At 59.7% G+C, this 17696-nt stretch carries 17 protein-coding genes; 2 read left to right on the plus strand and 15 right to left on the minus strand.

The annotated features are described in order from the left end of the window. Window positions 1-14: 14 nt before the first annotated feature. The 9 genes from B9Z48_RS07750 to B9Z48_RS07790 all read right to left on the minus strand — a co-directional run bounded on the left by B9Z48_RS07750 (window position 15) and on the right by B9Z48_RS07790 (window position 7997). Window positions 15-251: a hypothetical protein gene (locus B9Z48_RS07750; protein WP_108377726.1), complete on the minus strand. Its 237-nt coding sequence runs from the start codon at window positions 249-251 to the stop codon at window positions 15-17. Window positions 252-269: 18 nt separating this feature from the next. Further along, complete coding sequence (locus B9Z48_RS07755; RefSeq protein ID WP_108377727.1) at window positions 270-611, minus strand: nitrogen fixation protein FixH; 342 nt, start codon at window positions 609-611, stop codon at window positions 270-272. Window positions 612-638: 27 nt separating this feature from the next. Then, entirely contained in the window at window positions 639-2033 is a 1395-nt protein-coding gene (ccoG, locus tag B9Z48_RS07760; RefSeq protein ID WP_108377802.1) for a cytochrome c oxidase accessory protein CcoG, read from the minus strand. A 131-nt stretch (window positions 2034-2164) separates the two neighbouring features. Continuing rightward, window positions 2165-3097 carry a cytochrome-c oxidase, cbb3-type subunit III gene (gene ccoP, locus B9Z48_RS07765; RefSeq protein ID WP_108377728.1) on the minus strand — a complete coding sequence of 311 codons (933 nt, stop codon included), beginning with the start codon at window positions 3095-3097 and terminating at the stop codon, window positions 2165-2167. A 41-nt stretch (window positions 3098-3138) separates the two neighbouring features. Then, complete coding sequence (locus B9Z48_RS07770) at window positions 3139-3279, minus strand: cbb3-type cytochrome c oxidase subunit 3 (protein WP_090046611.1); 141 nt, start codon at window positions 3277-3279, stop codon at window positions 3139-3141. 9 nt (window positions 3280-3288) lie between these two features. Beyond that, window positions 3289-3915, minus strand: a complete 627-nt coding sequence (gene ccoO, locus B9Z48_RS07775) for a cytochrome-c oxidase, cbb3-type subunit II (protein WP_108377729.1) — start codon at window positions 3913-3915, stop codon at window positions 3289-3291. 13 nt (window positions 3916-3928) lie between these two features. Beyond that, entirely contained in the window at window positions 3929-5365 is a 1437-nt protein-coding gene (gene ccoN, locus B9Z48_RS07780; protein ID WP_108377730.1) for a cytochrome-c oxidase, cbb3-type subunit I, read from the minus strand. Between the two features lie 71 nt (window positions 5366-5436). Next, entirely contained in the window at window positions 5437-5574 is a 138-nt protein-coding gene (gene ccoS, locus B9Z48_RS07785; protein ID WP_108377731.1) for a cbb3-type cytochrome oxidase assembly protein CcoS, read from the minus strand. 20 nt (window positions 5575-5594) lie between these two features. Continuing rightward, window positions 5595-7997: a cation-translocating P-type ATPase gene (locus B9Z48_RS07790; RefSeq protein ID WP_108377732.1), complete on the minus strand. Its 2403-nt coding sequence runs from the start codon at window positions 7995-7997 to the stop codon at window positions 5595-5597. A 107-nt stretch (window positions 7998-8104) separates the two neighbouring features. On the opposite strand from B9Z48_RS07790, the gene B9Z48_RS07795 reads away from it, so the two are divergent. Further along, on the plus strand, window positions 8105-8548 hold the full coding sequence (locus tag B9Z48_RS07795; protein WP_108377733.1) for a universal stress protein: 444 nt from the start codon (window positions 8105-8107) through the stop codon (window positions 8546-8548). Window positions 8549-8660: 112 nt separating this feature from the next. After that, complete coding sequence (locus B9Z48_RS07800) at window positions 8661-9971, plus strand: ABC transporter substrate-binding protein (RefSeq protein ID WP_108377734.1); 1311 nt, start codon at window positions 8661-8663, stop codon at window positions 9969-9971. Window positions 9972-10046: 75 nt separating this feature from the next. On the opposite strand, the gene B9Z48_RS07805 is transcribed toward B9Z48_RS07800, so the two are convergent. From B9Z48_RS07805 to B9Z48_RS07830, 6 genes are all read right to left on the minus strand, one after another. After that, the gene (locus B9Z48_RS07805) at window positions 10047-11606 is read right to left on the minus strand and encodes a malonyl-CoA synthase (RefSeq protein WP_108377735.1); all 1560 of its coding nucleotides are present in this window, start codon (window positions 11604-11606) and stop codon (window positions 10047-10049) included. Between the two features lie 75 nt (window positions 11607-11681). Further along, window positions 11682-12677, minus strand: a complete 996-nt coding sequence (locus tag B9Z48_RS07810) for a tripartite tricarboxylate transporter substrate binding protein (protein WP_089960923.1) — start codon at window positions 12675-12677, stop codon at window positions 11682-11684. Between the two features lie 186 nt (window positions 12678-12863). Further along, on the minus strand, window positions 12864-13544 hold the full coding sequence (locus tag B9Z48_RS07815; RefSeq protein WP_108377736.1) for an HAD-IA family hydrolase: 681 nt from the start codon (window positions 13542-13544) through the stop codon (window positions 12864-12866). Beyond that, window positions 13537-14796, minus strand: a complete 1260-nt coding sequence (locus tag B9Z48_RS07820; RefSeq protein ID WP_108377737.1) for a Tm-1-like ATP-binding domain-containing protein — start codon at window positions 14794-14796, stop codon at window positions 13537-13539. The genes B9Z48_RS07815 and B9Z48_RS07820 overlap by 8 nt, the downstream gene beginning before the upstream one ends. Beyond that, the gene (locus B9Z48_RS07825) at window positions 14793-16157 is read right to left on the minus strand and encodes an aminotransferase class III-fold pyridoxal phosphate-dependent enzyme (protein WP_108377738.1); all 1365 of its coding nucleotides are present in this window, start codon (window positions 16155-16157) and stop codon (window positions 14793-14795) included. Before B9Z48_RS07825 ends, B9Z48_RS07820 begins: the two co-directional genes overlap by 4 nt. A 17-nt stretch (window positions 16158-16174) precedes the next feature. Then, entirely contained in the window at window positions 16175-17659 is a 1485-nt protein-coding gene (locus tag B9Z48_RS07830) for an aldehyde dehydrogenase (protein WP_108377739.1), read from the minus strand. Window positions 17660-17696: the final 37 nt, after the last annotated feature.

Genomic DNA, 17696 nt, shown 5'->3' on the forward strand with positions numbered 1-17696 from the left:
ACTGAGACGGCTGATCAGCGGTTGACTTCAGTGGATGGCAAACCCAAGAACAAGCTCAATCCGCTGGACAGCATGGCCAAACCCCAAAAAGCAAAAAATGCCAAGGAGTAAATGGCCTGACGTGTGAGGTCAAGATCCCGACCAAACCAGTGCAGATCCAAGGGGTCAACAAAAGCAAACACCAAAACCTCCAGCAAACCTGCCACCAAAAAGGATGGCCAAGTGATCCACATCCAACGTTGTGAGCGCATGGTGTTTATCCTTCCCACTCAGGGTTTAGAGGGTGCTGGAGCCGGGGCAGATGCCGAAGATGGGACGCCCGAATGTCCATCAACCGCGGCGGCACTGCCCACAGCATCCTTGGACTTGGGCAACTCACCCGTAGCCGCATGATTGCGGCCTTGCATGGCCGGTGCAAGGGTGATGCCTTGGCGTTCTTGAGTGGCGGTGCGTGGTGTCACGGTCAGTACCGGATCGGGGTTGTTCGCGGCAATGTAGAAGGTCGTCAAGCCCGCCACCACCACCACTGCTGGCCCGCCAAGCACCATCCAAACCATGCCAAAACGCCACCAGGGCTGACCAGTCGGTTGCGAATTCAAAGTGCTGCTCATGGGGTTCTTTCTCAATGGACAAGCCGCTCAGCGGGGAATCAGAAAAACAGTTTTTTCACTCAAATGTCCCACCGAGGCATCAGCAGGAGCACTGGAAGACTTTCGCGCCTCAATGTGAAACTGAATCGGGTGAGAGCCAGAAGCAGCCGCATCATAGGGCACTTGCAACTGCACAGAGACCCAGCGCGATTCGGTGGCATTGACTTGAACTTCCGGCTCACTGGCCAACGCCAGACCCGGTAAGCCATCAACTTTCAAGCGGAAAATCAGCGCCTCTTCAGCCGCATTCATGATCTGCAATCGGTACACATTCTCGATCTTGCCGCCCGCCACAATCCTCGCCATGGTGGCGCGGTCACGCACAATGTCCACCTTAAACGGCTCGCGCAGCCACAAGGACACGCCAACACCGATGATGATGGCCCACAGCACAGCGGTGTAGACCAGCACCCGAGGACGGAAAATGCGACGCACGGTTTGCGCCCAACTCCAGCCTTTGTCCATGGCGTTTTGTGTCGAGAACTTGATCAAGCCTCGCTGGTAGCCGACCTTGTCCATCACGCTATCACACACGTCCACGCAGGCACCACAACCAATGCACTCGTATTGCAAGCCTTTGCGGATGTCGATGCCGGTGGGGCAAACTTGCACGCACAGCGTGCAGTCCACGCAAGAGCCCAAGCCCAGGGCTTTGGGGTCGGCCTTTTTGGAGCGGGGGCCACGGGGTTCACCACGCGCTTCGTCGTAAGTGACGATCAGCGTGTCTTTGTCAAACATGGCGCTTTGAAAGCGGGCATAGGGGCACATGTATTTGCACACCTGCTCGCGCATGAAGCCCGCATTGCCATAGGTGGCAAAGCTGTAAAACAGAATCCAGAAAATTTCCCACGGGCCAAAACCCAGGGACAGCACCGAAGCCGACAATTCACGGATCGGAGTGAAATAGCCGACAAAGCTGAAACCCGTCCAGAGTGAAAACACAATCCAAGTCAATTGCTTGCCGGTTTTGCGCCAAACCTTGTTCAAGCTCCAGGGCGCAGCATCCAAACGCATGCGGGCTGATCGGTCACCCTCAAACTGACGCTCGAACCAAATGAAAATTTCGGTGTAGACGGTTTGTGGGCATGCAAAACCACACCACAAACGACCGGCCACAGCGGTGAACAAAAACAGCGACAAGGCCGAGATGACCAGCAAAGCCGTGAGGTAAATGAAATCCTGCGGGTACAGCACAAGGCCAAAAATGTAAAACCGACGCGCCCCGAGGTCAAACAAAACGGCCTGTCGCTGCCCCCACTCCAGCCAGGGCAAGCCGTAAAAAGCCAACTGAGTGATGACCACCATCAGCCAACGCCACCGTGCAAAAACCCCTTGCACGCTGCGAGGGTGTATTTTTTGTTGTGCTTGGTACAAAGACACCATGACCACATCGTCCTCTGCAGGCGCAATGGGAGTGATCGGGATCACGGCACGGGTAGGACGATCTGGGGTGGACAAAATGGAGACCTTGGTCAAACTCTGCAGCAGGGCCGCCTGCTGCAAAGGGGGTTACATCACTTGGCAGGACTGACAGAGGCCTTGGCCACCGTGTTGTTGGACAAGCCCCAGACGTACGAAGCCAGCACATGGATCTGGCCTTCGGTCAACTTGGTGGCTTGAGCGGGCATTTGGTTGACCTTGCCGTTGTTGATGATGTTCACGATGGCGTTCTCACCCCAGCCGTGCAACCAGATGTCGTCGGTCAGGTTGGGCGCACCCATGGCGTGGTTGCCTTTGCCGTCCATGCCGTGGCAGGCAGCGCAGGCACCGAACTTGGATTTGCCCAGAGAGGCACGCAATGAATCGTGTGGGCTCGCGGACAAACTCAGCACATAGTGGGCCACGTTGCGCACGTCTTCAGGCGTGCCCACGGCGGCGGCCATGGGCGGCATATTGCCCATACGACCTTGCACCAAGGTGGTTTTGATCGCATCGGGCGTGCCGCCATACAACCAATCGGCATCGGCCAGGTTGGGGAAACCCTTGCTGCCGCGTGCGTCAGAGCCGTGGCACTGGGCGCAGTTGTTCATGAACAAACGGTCACCAATGGCCAAGGCCTGAGGGTCTTTGGACACCTCTTCAGGTGGCATGCCCGAGAACTTGGCGTAGAGCGGTGCCACCTCGGCATTGCCCTTGGCCACTTCGGCCTCGTACTGACCGGCAGACGACCAGCCGAATTTACCGGCAAAGTTGCCCGCACCGGGGTACATGGCCAAATAGATGAAGGCAAAAATAACGGTGATGATGAACAAACCCACCCACCAACGGGGCAAGGGGTTGTTCATCTCGCGCAGGTCACCGTCCCAGACGTGGCCGGTGGTGTTGTCGTTGGCGGTCATGGCCTTGGCCTTGCCGCTGAACCACAACAAAAGCAGACAGGCAATGATGCTGACCAGCGTGATGCCGGCCACATACAAGTGCCAGAAGTTGCTGATGAAGTCACTCATGGAGTTTCCTTGAAGTATTTTTTAGAGTTCTGGAGGACCGCTCAGTCGTCCTGACGAAACGGCAATTGCGCCGCTTCGTCAAAGCTGGCTTGGTTGCGCCGCGACCAAGCCCAGACCACGATGCCGATGAATGCCAAGAAGGCCAGGACGGTCACGATGGATCGCAAAGTATTGATGTCCATGGCTGTGCCTTATTTGCGGTGAACGCCGAGCACTTGCAGGTAAGCAATGACCGCATCCAACTCGGTTTTGCCTTTGACTTCATCGGGTGCTTTGGCCAACTCTTCATCGGTGTAAGGTGCGCCCAAGGTCCGCAAAGCCGACATGTGCGCCACCACCGTGCCGTGGTCGGCCGCTGTCTTTTCCAACCAAGGGTAAGCAGGCATGTTGGACTCGGGCACCAAATCACGGGGATTGGTCAAGTGAATGCGGTGCCACTCATCGCTGTAGCGGCCGCCCACACGGGCCAGATCAGGACCGGTGCGCTTGCTGCCCCATTGGAAGGGGCGGTCATAGACGAATTCACCCGCCAAAGAATAAGAGCCGTAGCGCAGGGTTTCAGCACGGAAGGGGCGAATCATCTGCGAGTGGCAGTTGTAGCAACCTTCGCGCACATACACATCGCGCCCCACCACTTGCAAAGCGGTGTAAGGCTTCAAGCCAGGCACCGGTTCGGTGGTGGATTTCTGGAAGAACAGGGGCACGATTTCGACCATGCCGCCCACCAACAAGACGATGAAGATCAGGACGATCATCAAAAAGTTGTTGGTCTCGACTTTCTCATGAGACAAGCCGCCTGATTTTGGGTTTTGAGCCATGTTTTATTTCTCCTCAGTGTGCAGGTGCGAGTGTCGGAATCTGGACTTCCACCGACCGGCCCATGGACACGGTCTTGAAAGTGTTCCAAAGCATGATGACCATGCCACCCAGGTACAACAAACCACCCAGCAAACGCAAGGCATAGAACGGGAAGGTGGCTTTGACGGACTCCACAAAGGTGTAGGTCAAGGTGCCGTCGGCGTTGATGGCACGCCACATCAGGCCTTGCATCACACCGGCAATCCACATCGCGGCGATGTAAATCACGATGCCGATGGTGGCCGTCCAGAAGTGGATTTCAATGGCTTTGACGCTGTACATCTGCTTCTGACCAAAAAGGCGGGGAATCAGGTAGTACATGGAGCCCATGGTCACCAAACCCACCCAGCCCAAAGCTCCCGAGTGCACATGGCCCACGGTCCAATCGGTGTAGTGGCTCAGCGCGTTCACAGTTTTGATGGACATCATCGGGCCTTCGAAGGTCGACATGCCGTAGAAAGACAGGGACACGATCAAGAAGCGCAGGATCGGGTCGTCGCGCAGTTTGTGCCAGGCGCCCGACAAGGTCATGATGCCGTTGATCATGCCGCCCCAGCTGGGGGCCAACAAGATGAGCGAGAACACCATGCCCACAGACTGTGTCCAGTCAGGCAAAGCGGTGTAATGCAGGTGGTGAGGGCCGGCCCACATGTAAGTGAAGATCAGTGCCCAGAAGTGCACGATCGACAGGCGGTATGAATAGACGGGCCGCTCGGCTTGCTTGGGAATGAAGTAATACATCATGCCCAGGAAACCAGCTGTCAAGAAAAAGCCCACCGCGTTGTGGCCGTACCACCACTGCACCATGGCGTCTTGCACACCCGCGTAGGCTGAGTAAGAGTGCAACAGACCGGTCGGCAGTTGAATGTTGTTGACGATGTGCAACAAGGCGACGGCGATGATGAAAGCACCGAAAAACCAGTTGGCCACATAAATGTGACGCACCTTACGGATGCCCACCGTGCCAAAGAACACAAAAGCAAAAGCCACCCAGACCACCGCGATCAGCAGATCGATGGGCCAAATCAGCTCAGCGTATTCCTTGCTTTGGGTCAGGCCCAGAGGCAAAGAAATGGCGGCCAAGACGATGACCAGCTGCCAGCCCCAGAAGGTGAAAGCGGCCACCTTGTCACTGATCAAGCGCACGTTACAGGTGCGCTGCACCACGTAATAGGCGGCGGCAAACAAGCCGCAACCACCAAACGCAAAAATCACCGCGTTGGTATGCAAGGGCCGCAGACGGCCATAGCTGAGCCAGGAAATGCCGAAATTGAGTTCCGGCCAAGTCAGTTGGGCTGCAATGATCACGCCAACCAGCATGCCCACCACACCCCAAACCACCGTCATGATGGCGAACTGCCTGACAACTTTATCGTTGTAGGTGGTCGCCTGCACATTGGCAAATTTCATTTTCACCTCTTCTTTTTTAAAAACTTCACTTCGAGTTTGCCTCGGTGTATACCCTGAACACTTGATCAAAATCAATCGTTGCGCAAAATACGCTCGCCTTCGGCCTCAATGTCTTCAAATTGGCCTCGGTCAATGGCCCACCACAGACCCATGAGGATGAAAAACACCAAGGCCACAGACAAAGGGATCAACAAATACAGGATATCCATGGGGTGCTTTCTTCCACATTTCAAGCAGGGTTGAGTTCAGGCGTGGCTCGAGGCGAAAGCTCAACAAAAGCTTTCGACAAACGCAAGGCATTGAGCACCACCAGCAAAGAACTGAGCGCCATGCCCAAGCCAGCGGCCCAAGCGGGCAACCAGCCCATCAGGGCCAAGGGCACGCACGCGGCGTTGTAGACACCTGCCCAGATCAGGTTTTGTTTGACGATGCGCAAAGTCCTGCGACTGCGCTGGACGGTGTCCACCAGGGCACCCAAGTGTCCCCCCATCAGGACAAAGTCAGACTTGGATTGGGCCAAGGGCACGGCCTGCCCCAAAGCGAATGACACATCGGCACCCGCGAGCACCGGCCCATCGTTCAGGCCATCGCCCACCATGGCCACTTTGTGCCCCTGGGACTGCATGGCCTGCAGTGCTTGCAATTTGTGCTGCGGGCTGCATCCCCCTTGGGCATCCGCGATGCCGACAGCCTGTGCCACTTGGGTCACGGCCGCCTGGCCATCGCCCGACAATACTTTCAGGGACAAGCCCATGTCCTTCAATTGCTGGACCACCTTTGCGGCTTCGGGGCGAACTTCTTCGGCCAGCTCAAACGTGGCCAGCCAACCCGATGCATCGGCCAAGCTGACTTGCAGGTGGTGGCCCCCGATCGCCGGGGCGGCACAAAAACGGGGTGAACCCAAACGCAAATCCAAAGGCTGCGCCCCTTCCATCACACGCCCCTGAACGCCCTGTCCGGCCAACTCAGTGACCTCTTGCGCAGTCAGCGCCTCGAGCGCGGGCAACCGTTGCGCGACATCGGCTTGTCTGCGCGCCTCGGACCAGAGGGCACGAGACACCGGGTGCAAAGAGTGGCGTGCCAAGCTGCCCGCCCAGGCCAGCACCTGTGCCTTGGTCAAGCCCTCTCGGGTGTGCGTGTGCACCACCTGAAAAGCGTCGCGGGTCAACGTACCGGTTTTGTCAAAAATCACGGTATCAATGTAGGCCAGGTTTTGCAAAGCACTGAGCCTGCGCACCAACACACCACGGCGGGCCAGCGCCCCGGCCGTGGCCAGCATGGCGGCGGGCGTGGCCAGCGACAAAGCGCAGGGACAGGTCACGATCAACACCGCCACAGCCACCATCACGGCATGCGCGGGGTCACTGGGCCACCAGAAAATGGCCGAAGCCAGCGAAGCCAGCAGCACGGCCACCAAAAATGGCTTGGCCCAGCGGTCCACCAGCAAGGCCATGCTGGGCTTGGAGATCGAGGCGCTTTCCATCAAGGCAACAATTTGGGCGTAACGCGTGGCCGCACCGATTTGCTCAATTTGCACCTGCAGCGTGCCCGTCAAGTTATGGCTGCCTGCAATCACCCGATCGCCAGCACGCCGCGCCAGCGGCCGGGACTCGCCCGTCAACAAAGCCTCGTCCACCTGGGTCTGTCCCAGCAACACCAGGCCATCGCCCGCAAACGCCTCACCGGGCATGACCTCGATCACGTCCCCCACTTGCAAACGGCGAATCGACAAAAGCACCCAGCTGCCATCGCTCTGGCGCTTGCGGACACTGTCAGGCAAGCGGTTGAGCACGGCCTCCAGCGCCCCGGCCGTGCGGTCACGCATGCGCTGCTCCAGCCAGCGACCCATCAACAAAAAGAAAACAAACATGGTGAACGAGTCAAAAAAGACCTCGGCCCCGAATGGCCCCTCGGGTTCAAAGGTGCCCAAAGTACTGACCGTAAAAGTGACCACCATGCCCAGCGCCACGGGCAAATCCATGCTGATCTGGCGCTGGCGCAGGTCTCGCCAGGCGTTGCTCAGAAAAGGGGTGCATGAGAAAAAAATCACAGGCAATGACAACACCCAAGACGCCCAGCGCAACAAATACAGGGCTTCGTCCGAGATCTCACCCGGCTGCGTGAGGTAGGTCGGGGTGGCGTACATCATGACTTGCATCATGCACATGGCCGCCACGGACAAGCGCCAAACCATGACCCGAGCCTCCTTGCGGCGGCGTTCGTGAGCGTGCGCGTCATTGGCAGGCAAGGCCTTGTAACCATGGCTTTCAACCGAGCGCATCCATTCCGAGGGACGCGTGTGCTCAGGGGACCAAACAATCTGCCCTCTGTGGCTGGCACCGCTGATTTGCACCGACTGCACGCCAGGCACCGCACGCAAGGCATCTTCCAGGGTGATGGCGCATGCGGCGCAGTGCATGCTCTCAAACACCACACTGGAACGCCAACAACCCGATTCGGTCTTTTCCGGCAAACTGAATGCCGCCCACTCTTCAGGTTCATCGAGCAAATGCAAGCGCTGCTCAGGCGATTGCCCCTGAGCACTTTCGACACCCTGCGTCTGGCGCGAATGGGCAAGGACGGCAGCTGGATGGCTTGCGCCGGGAACGGAAGAAACATTGACTTGAGTCATGTTTCGAAGATACGACAGGCGACCCGAACAAAGCTTGATGTGCATCAAGCGAGCTCACTTAGAGCTCTTCTAAGCTCAGGTTTTATCCATCTGAACAGGAGCAACTCATGTACAAACGCATTCTTGTGGCCACGGACGGCTCCACCTTGTCCAAAAAAGCCGTGGCCGGCGCCATTGAACTGGCCGCCACCTGCAACGCAGAACTGGTCGCCCTCAAGGTGGTGCCACGCTACCCTCAGGCCTACTTTGAAGGCAGCATTCCCTTGTCTGCAGAGGAAATTTCTCGTGTGGAAGCACAGTGGGCGGAGTCGGCAAAAGCCCAATTAGCAGCCGTCGAAAAGTCAGCCAAATCCAAATCTGTGCTCGTCAAAGTGATCACTGTCAAATCAGACGCGGTCTCAGACGCCATCATTGCCTCTGCCAAAAAACACAAAGCCGACTTGATCGTGATGGCCTCACACGGCCGCAAAGGCATCAAACGCTTGTTGCTGGGCAGCGAAACCCAACAGGTGCTGACGCACTCGCATATTCCTGTGCTGGTGCTGCGTTGAAAGGTCCCAGGCGGCATAACTGCTTGGCACATTCATCGCGTCGATCATGTTTTGAATCGACAGTACATTGAATTTAAATAAAATGAATTCATTTTTTATGGTGGCATGATTCATGAATTCATTTCGCACTACGCATGGGCTCATTGTTAAAGAGAGTCATTGTGTTGGCCGCACGCTGATCGCATGCGGCTTGCTGTGGGCCAGCCTGTATGGCATCAACACCGCCCAGGCCCAAGAGTTGACCATCGAAAGTTGGCGCAAGGATGACCAGATTTTTTGGGACAAGGTCCTGATTCCGGCTTTCCAGCGACAGCACCCGGGCATCCAATTGAAGTTCAAGCCCGAAGAACCCCTGGCCTACGATTCTCGACTCGAGGCCAGGTTGTCGACTCGGCGGGCGGGGGATTTGATTTTTTGCCGTCCTTTTGATGCCAGCGTGCGCATACAAGCCAAAGGTTATTTGGTCCCCCTCAAAGAAGAGGCACTCAAAAACTTCAATCCCCAAGCCCGAAGGGCCTGGACCACCGACGACGGTGCCACCACCTACTGCATGCCCGTTGCTTATGTCATGCATGGGCTGTTTTACAACAAAAAAATCTTGCGAGACCTGAAATTGCAAGCCCCGACCACTTGGGAGCAGCTCTACCAATTGCTGAGCCAAGTGGCAGACCACAAGACGGTGACGCCTTTGGCCTTGGGCACGGCGGACATGTGGGAGTCCACCCAAGTGGTCTTCACCGGCCTGGGTCCCAACTTCTGGGAAGGCGAAAAAGCACGTTTTGGGCTGATGGAGGGGACGGTCAAATTCACCGACCCTGGTTTCATCAGGGCCTGGAAAATGATGGCCCAACTCAAACCCTACATGCATCCCGCACAAAACAGCATGTCCAACAGCGACATTCAGTTGCTGTTTGCCACGGGCAATGCAGCGGTCTATCCATCAGGCTCTTGGGACATCGACTTTTTGCGCAGTACCAGCTTTGCTTACAAAAAACCCATCGATCTGGGCGTTTTCAAGCCGCCCGTCGAACACCCGGGGCAATCCTGTCACATCTCGGTACACCCAGATTTCGGCATCGGGGTGAACAAAAACAGCCCTCATCAAGCCGCAGCCCAAAAATTCATGGCTTGGTTGGGTACAGCAGATTTTGCGCAGTTGCTCACCGACACCCTGACAGGCTACTTTCCACTGGCAGACCACCCCATCAAGATCGATGACCCACTGGGCAAAGAAATGCAAAGCTGGCGACAAACATGCCAAGACACCATTCGCCTGAACGCCCAAAAAATCAACCGCGTCTGGCCCTCTATGGAAGAGGAACTTTGGCACGTCAATGTCAAAGTCCTCAACCAGGAAATGAGCCCAGAACAAGCGGCCAAGCACATTCAGGGTGTGCATGAAAAAAATGCCTACCTGAAGTGAGGCACTGAGGTGAATGACCGCTTGGCCGGGTCATTCGCTTTGAAAAAGACCCGACCTGATCCATGGCAGTTCAAATCAAAACAAAGCTTTGTATTGATCGCGCAGCAGGTTTTTTTGCACCTTGCCCATGGTGTTGCGCGGCAACTCGGGCACCACAAAACAGCGCTTGGGGATCTTGAAGTTGGCCAGTTTGGCTTTGAGCTCGGCCAAAATGGCTTCAGGCTTCACGTCAGCCCCGGATTTGGCAATGACCACCGCCACGCCCACTTCACCAAAATCGGGATGGGACACACCGATCACGGCACTTTCGGCCACACCGGGCATCTCGTTGATGTAACCCTCGATCTCGGCCGGGTACACGTTGTAGCCACCGCTGATGATCAGGTCCTTGCTGCGGCCCACGATGGTCACATAGCCACGTTCATCCACTTTGCCCACATCGCCCGTTTTGAAGAAGCCGTCAGCGGTGAACTCCTCAGCGGTTTTTTCAGGCATGCGCCAGTAGCCCTTGAAGACATTGGGACCTTGCACCTGAATGCCCCCGATCTCACCCACGGGCATGTCTAGGCCATCGTCGCCACGCACGCGCAAGGACACGCCCGGCAAGGGAAAGCCCACCGTGCCACCGCGCCGCTCAGACTGCTCGGCATAACGCGGGTCAGCCGCATAGGGGTTAGAGGTCAGCATGGCGGTCTCGCTCATGCCATAGCGCTCCAAGATGGTGTGGCCCGTGCGCTGCTGCCATTCAGTGAAGGTCTCGATCAACAAAGGCGCAGAGCCCGCGATGAACAAGCGCATCTGGCTGACCGCCGCCTTGTCGAGGGTGGGCTCGGCCAGCATGCGCACATACAGCGTGGGCACGCCCATGAACACGGTCGCCTCTTTCATGCGGGCAATCACGCGCTTGGGGTCGAACTTGGCCATCCAGATCATCTTGCTGCCGTTGATCAGGGCGCCATGGATGGCCACAAACAAGCCGTGCACATGGAAGATGGGCAAGGCGTGGATGAGCACATCCCCCTGGCCTGCAGGCCCACCGGTTGCCGTCCAGCCCCAGTAATCCTTGAGCGTGAGTGCATTGCTCAGCAAATTGCCGTGGGTGAGCATGGCCCCCTTGCTGCGGCCGGTGGTGCCGCTGGTGTAAAGGATGGCGGCCAGGTCATCGGCCAGTCGCGGTACGGGGGTGTGCTGGTCGCTGTGCTGAGCTGCACGGTCGAGCAAGCTGCCGGTGCGGTCGTCATTCAAGGTGAACACATGCTGGGTGCCTGCCTTGAAGGCGATCTTGCTGACCCAGCCAAAATTGGCCCCACTGCACACCACCACAGCCGGCTCGGCGTTGCCAATGAAGTATTCGATCTCGGCGCTTTGGTAGGCGGTGTTGAGTGGCAAAAACACGCAGCCTGCGCGCAAGCAAGCCAGATAAAGCACCATGGCTTCGACCGATTTTTCGACCTGCACGGCCACCCGACTGCCCTCGGGTAAATCCAGCGATTGCAGCAAATTGGCCACCATGGCCGTGGCGCGGTCCAGGTCATGCCAGCTGTAGCGCAGGCCTTCATCGGTTTCGACCGCCACAGCAGTCATGTCGGCCGGAAAAGCAGCCCGCAGGGCCGAAAACAGGTTGTTGTGGGTCATGGTTTCAAAATTGCAAGGTGAAAAAAGACATGAAAAAGGGCCCGATCAGAGCCCGTTGAACACCCAGTGCCGCACTCAGTCGAGCTTGGCCCCCGAGGCCTTGACCACCTGCGACCACTTGGCCAACTCTTTTTTGATGAACGCATCGAACTGGCCGCCCGTGAGGTTGGGGAACTCCGCGCCCTGGTTGGCCCAGACGGCTTTGGCCTCGTCGGTCTGGCAGGCTCGGCGGAACTCCTCGATGGCACGGGCCTGAGCGTCCGCAGGTGTGCCCTTGGGGGCCCACACGCCATACCAAGTGGACACGGTGTAATCGGGCAAACCCAGCTCGGCCGAGCAAGGCACATCCGGGAATGCTGCATTGCGCTTGGCCCCCGAGACCATGAGGGCCTTGATGCGGCCGCCCTTGATGTGCGCCGCCGACGAGCCCAGGCCGTCAAACATCATGTCCACGTTGCCGGCGATCAGGTCTTGCAAGGCCGGGCCAGCGCCCCGGTAAGGGATGTGGGTGATGAAGGTCTTGGTCTGCAATTTGAACAACTCACCCGCCAAGTGGTGCGAGGTGCCACCACCTGCAGAGCCATAGTTCAAGCGGGCCGGGTTCTTTTTCACAAAGTCAAGGAAATCCTTGAAGTCGGCCGCCTGGACTTTCTTGGGGTTGACCACCAGCACTTGGGGCACGCTGGCCACCTGGATCAGGGGGATCAGGTCACGCTCCAAGTCGTAGTCCAGTCGCGGGTACATGCTGGGCGCGATGGTGTGGTGCACGGCGCCCATGAAATAGTTGTAGCCATCGGGCGTGGCCTTGGCCGCGATGCCCGCCCCCAGCGTGCCACCGGCACCCCCACGGTTGTCAATGATCAGCTGCTTGCCCGTGAGCTTGGCGAACGCGGCCGACATGGGCCGGGCAAACGCGTCCGTTCCGCCGCCCGCAGGAAAGGGCACGACCATGTTCACAGGCTTGCTGGGCCAACTGCTTTGAGCCTGGGCCCACAGCGGCAGGGAGCCCGTGACGGCAGCCATGGCCTTCAAAAAGTCGCGGCGCTGGCCCCATGGGTTCAAATCGTTCATGTTGTGTCTCCTGGTTTTGTTCGGAAACGGCATCATAAAGTTTTTGCAAACACGGGCGCGGGCCGGGGTGTCACCTCCGATCCCCGTGCCACCAGCCCACTTCCTTGTCAAGTCGCACAGTGAATGCCCAGTTCATGCCCTGCTTTGCCCTTGGCATCACCCTTGACCGACGGGCCAAACAGCGCATCACAGCACCGACAGCAGCTGCAAGGCGGTGGCAAAACCAGCAGCCGGTTGGCAAACATCCAGATGCACCACGGGCAAGCCGCAGCGCTGAGCCCCCAACACGTTGCGCAACTGGTCATCCACAAACACCGCATGCTCGGCCTGCACGCCCAAGGCCTGCACACACGTCTGGTAAGCGCGTGGGTCGGGTTTGAGGATCTGGGTGTAAGTGGCGTCCACGATCACGTCAAACTGCTGGAGCAAGGGCAAACGCTCGCGAAAATCCGCCCCATAAAACAGATCCAGCTCATTGGACAAAATGCCCAGCTTGTAGCCCAGCGCCTTGGCCTGGCGGATGGCAGCCACTGCTTCGGGCCGGATCACGGCCTGCACATCCGCCCCCCGCGCCCGCTGAACAAAGGTCTGCATCTCGGTCCAGTCCTCACCCACCAGACGCCCCACTTCTTGCGTGCGCTGCAGCCAATACGCGCGCTCGCTGATGCGGTCGGCCTGCATGTCCTGCCAAAGCGGGTCCGCCTCGGGGGCAAACGGGCCTTGCCAAGTCAGCGTGCCCGCCGGCAAGCCCAAAGCCGCTTCACTCAGGGCGTGGGTTTCAAACAAGGTGCGGCTGATGACGCCGCCAAAGTCCAAGATCAGGGCTTTGTCTGAGGGCTGAACGGTGTGTGGGGCGGCGTTAGACATGGTCTGCTTTCTTCGCCTGCATGGGCAAGACCCGACCACGCGCCAGCCAATCGTCAAACACCGCCAGTACCTGCTGCACAAAGCCCGCATCGTTGATGTGCGCGTCGATGCGCGAGACTTCGGCCGCGCCCCAATCGCATTGCTTGCATTCGTCCATCATGGCCGCCAGGCCTTCGGCATCGTGCAGCGGCGCGCCGGGTCGGTCCCACTCTTCAATCCCTTGAAGTGGCAGCACCAGGTGCACCGGGCCACGGGCCTGACGCAAACGGCTGGCCAGCTCGCGGGCGAATTCGCGGCGCATGTCGGCGTCGATGCCCACCGAAGCGATCAAGCGGTTGTGGTCGTGCGAGGGCCGCCCGGCAAAGCGCTCGGGCATCTGACCCCAAGCGGGGTAATCCACCAGGTCGGTCGCACCCGGGGCGACGATCATGGGCACGCCTTTCAGGCCTGCGCCCATCAAGCGGTCGGGGCCTGCACTGACCACCGAGCCGCCCATCTGGTTGACCATCTCCTGCAGGCTGAAGTCCATCACGCAGGCGAACTGCCCTTGGGCGGCCAACGATTCAAACGCCCTGCCCCCCATGCCCGTGGTGTGAAACACGGCGAGGTCAAAGCCGCGCTTGTCCAGCTCGGGCTGCAGCTGCACCATGTATTTCAGGCAGCTCGACCCCAAGGACGTCATGCCGACCACGGGCCGCTCGAAGCGCGGCACGCGTGCCACGCGACAGGCCCCCACCACCGCGCCTGCGGCTTGGGCCAGCGCCGACTGGCACAGGCTGTTGAGGCCATACAAGCCCCCGGCCCACAGCACCATCATCAGATCGGGCGGCATGCGCTCGGGCGGCAAGAGCGGCGAAAACGCCACCGTGGACAGCACCACCTTGGGCACGCCCAGCGGCAAACTGCTGGCGACATCGAGCGCCAGGTCGGTGCCCATGGTGCCGCCCAGCACCAGCAGGCCGTCCATGCGGCCTTCGCGCTGCAGTTGGGCAGCCAAGGCCGATGCGCCTTGCGCCATGAGCGCCATGGCGCTGTTTTCGTCGCCACTGTCCATCACCTGCTGCAGCGTCACGCCCGCAGCCGCAGCCACATCGGTGTTGGCGATGTCCGGGACCACTCGCCCTTTGGCCAGCACCCCCACGTCCATGACCAGCGCCAGGCCGCCTGCGGCGAGCACCTGCTCGCGCATGAAGCCAATCTCGTCGCTCTTGGTGTCGACGGTGCCGACAATCAGAATGACCGGGCTCTTCATGCGCGGCCCTCCTGCACGGCGGCAAAGGCGGCTTCGAGCACGTCGCACATGAAGTCGACTTCCTTAAGGGTGATGACCAGCGGCGGCGACAGGATCAGGTTGGGGCCGGAGATGCGCACCATCAGGCCCGCTTTGTAGGCCGCCTTGGCCACCCGCGCCGGGATGTCGCTGCTGCGGGTCATCGGCGTGCGTTTGGCCTTGTCGCTCACCATCTCGATGCCCAGCATCAGGCCCACACCACGCACATCGCCCACAAAGCTGCAGGTGTCCACCAACTTGCGCAAGCGGGTCTGCAGGTGCGCGCCCACGCGGGCGGCGTTGCCGGTGATGTCCAGCGCCTCGATCTGGTCGAGCGTGGCGAGTGCCGCAGCAGCCGCCACCGGGTGCGCGCTGTAGGTGTAGCCGTGCGAGACCGAAGCCGTGCCCGTGATGTCGGCGTCAAACACATCGGCAATGCGGCGGTTGATGGCCGTGGCCCCCAGCGGGATGTAGCCCGAAGAAATGCCCTTGGCCAGGCACCACATGTCGGCATTCACCCCCCAAAGGCGGGTGCCAAACAGCTCGCCGCTGCGGCCAAAGCCGGTCACCACCTCGTCGGCAATCAAGAGCACACCGTACTTGTCGCAAATCTGGCGCACCAGCGGCCAGTAGTTGGGCGGCGGCACGATCACCCCGCCCGCGCCCTGCACAGGCTCGGCAATGAAAGCGGCCACCGTGTCCGGCCCCTGGAACACGATTTCGCGCTCCAGCAACTCGGCGCAGATTTCGCCAAGGCGCACAGGGTCATCGGTGTAGGGGTTGTGGTAAGCCCAAGGCGTGTCGATGTGGAAGCACCCGGGCAGCAGCGGCTCGTAGGCTCGGCGGAAATTGGTGTTGCCATTCACGCTCATGCCGCCAAAGTGCACACCGTGGTAGCCCTGGCGCAGGCTGATGAATTTGAAGCGGTCGGCCTGGCCCTTCAACTTCCAGTACTGGCGGGCCACCTTCAATGCGCCCTCCACCGCGTCCGAGCCACCGTTGGAAAACATGACCGTGGCCACATCTTCGGGCTGCATCATCTGCACCAGGCGTTTGGACAGCTCAATGGCCCGCACATGGGTGGTGCCGCGGAACACGTTGTAGAACGGCAGCTCGTCCATCTGCGCCACGATGGCGTCGCGCACCGGCTTGTTGCTGTGGCCCAGGTTGCAGGCCCACAACCCCCCCACGCCGTCCAGCATCTTGTGGCCGTCCACGTCCCAGATCCAGCAGCCCTCGCCTTTGGCAATGATGTCGGGCGTGGACTTTTTCATCGCCCCCGGGTGGGCCATGGGGTGCCACAGGTATTGGGCGTTGTCGGCCTTGAGTTGCTCGTGGTTCATGTCGCTTACTTTCAAAATCAAAGCTGAATCCAGGCCGTTTTCAGGTCCAGGTATTTGTCCAAGGCGTGCATCGATTTGTCGTGCCCATTGCCCGACTGACGCACCCCGCCCAGCGGCACGGTGATGTCGGGGCCGCCATAGGTGTTGACGTGCACCAGCCCGGCCTTGATGGCGCGCACCATGCGGTGGGCACGAGACAGGCTGCCCGTCCACACCCCTGCGGCCAGGCCGTATTCGGTGCCATTGGCCAAGCGCACGGCCTCGGCCTCGTCCTCAAACGGCATCACGGCCAGCACCGGGCCAAAGACTTCCTGCCGGGCAATCTCCATCTCGGGCTGAACGCCATCGAGCACGGCGGGGCTCATGAACTGGCCACCAGGCACAGGCGCAATCACCTGACCACCGGTGCGCAGACGCGCGCCCTGCTCTAAAGCACGGGCCAGCATGCTCTGGTTGCGGGCCAGTTGGCGGGCGCTGCTCACGGCACCAATGTCCATCGTCACATCCAGCGGGTCACCCACACGCAGGCTGGATGCGATGTTTTGCAGCCGATCCACAAATTCATCGTGTACCGAGCGCTGCACCAAAAGGCGCGAGCCCGCCACACACACCTGCCCGCTGTTACGGAAGATGCCCATGGCCGAGACCTTGGCCGCCTGCGCCAGATCGGTCGCATCGTCAAAAACGATGTTGGGCGACTTGCCGCCCAGCTCCAGGTACACCCGCTTGAGGTTGGACTCGGCCGAAGCCTTGAGCAACATGCGCCCCACCGGGCCGGAACCGGTGAAGGTCAAGATGTCCACATCCATGTGCCGCGCCAGTGCCTCGCCCGCCTCTGCACCTGTACCGGTGACCACATTGAGGACACCCGGCGGCAAGCCCGCATCCAGGCACAGCTGCGCCAGACGCAGCAAAGACAGCGAGGCGTCTTCAGAAGGTTTGAGCACCACCGAGTTGCCTGCTGCCAAGGCCGGCGCGATCTTCCAGGCGCCGATCATCAGCGGAAAGTTCCAGGGCACGATGGCCCCGACCACGCCGACCGCTTCCTTGTGAATCAAGCCCAGCGTGCCTTCTGGCGTGGGGGCGATCTCGCCGTTGATCTTGTCCACACACTCGGCGTAATAGCGGAAGGTGCCCGCCGCGCTGCCCGGCTCGGCCTTCCATGCCATCGCAATCTCGGTGCCGTTGTCGCGCACGCCCAGCACCGCCAGCTCGGCATGGTTCGCCTCGATGCGGTCGGCAATGCGGTGCAAAATTTTCTTGCGCTCGGCAGGCGCCATGCGCGACCACACGCCCTGCTCAAAGCTACGTCGTGCCGCTTGCACAGCGCGGTCGACGTCCACAGTCCCGGCAGAGGCGATGTTGCACAGCGTCTGCCCGTCGATGGGCGAGACCACAGGCAAGGTCTGGCCCGACGCTGCAGGCTGCCACTGGCCGTCGATCAGCAGGCCTTGGTGGGCAATCGGCAGGTGACGCAGCGCGTCGATGTGTTCTTGTTTCATGATTTCTCCCTACGTTCAATGGATCAGTATCCGAAAA

The organism is Limnohabitans sp. WS1 (genome assembly GCF_003063265.1).
In the GTDB taxonomy this organism is placed as follows: Bacteria; Pseudomonadota; Gammaproteobacteria; order Burkholderiales; family Burkholderiaceae_C; genus Limnohabitans_A.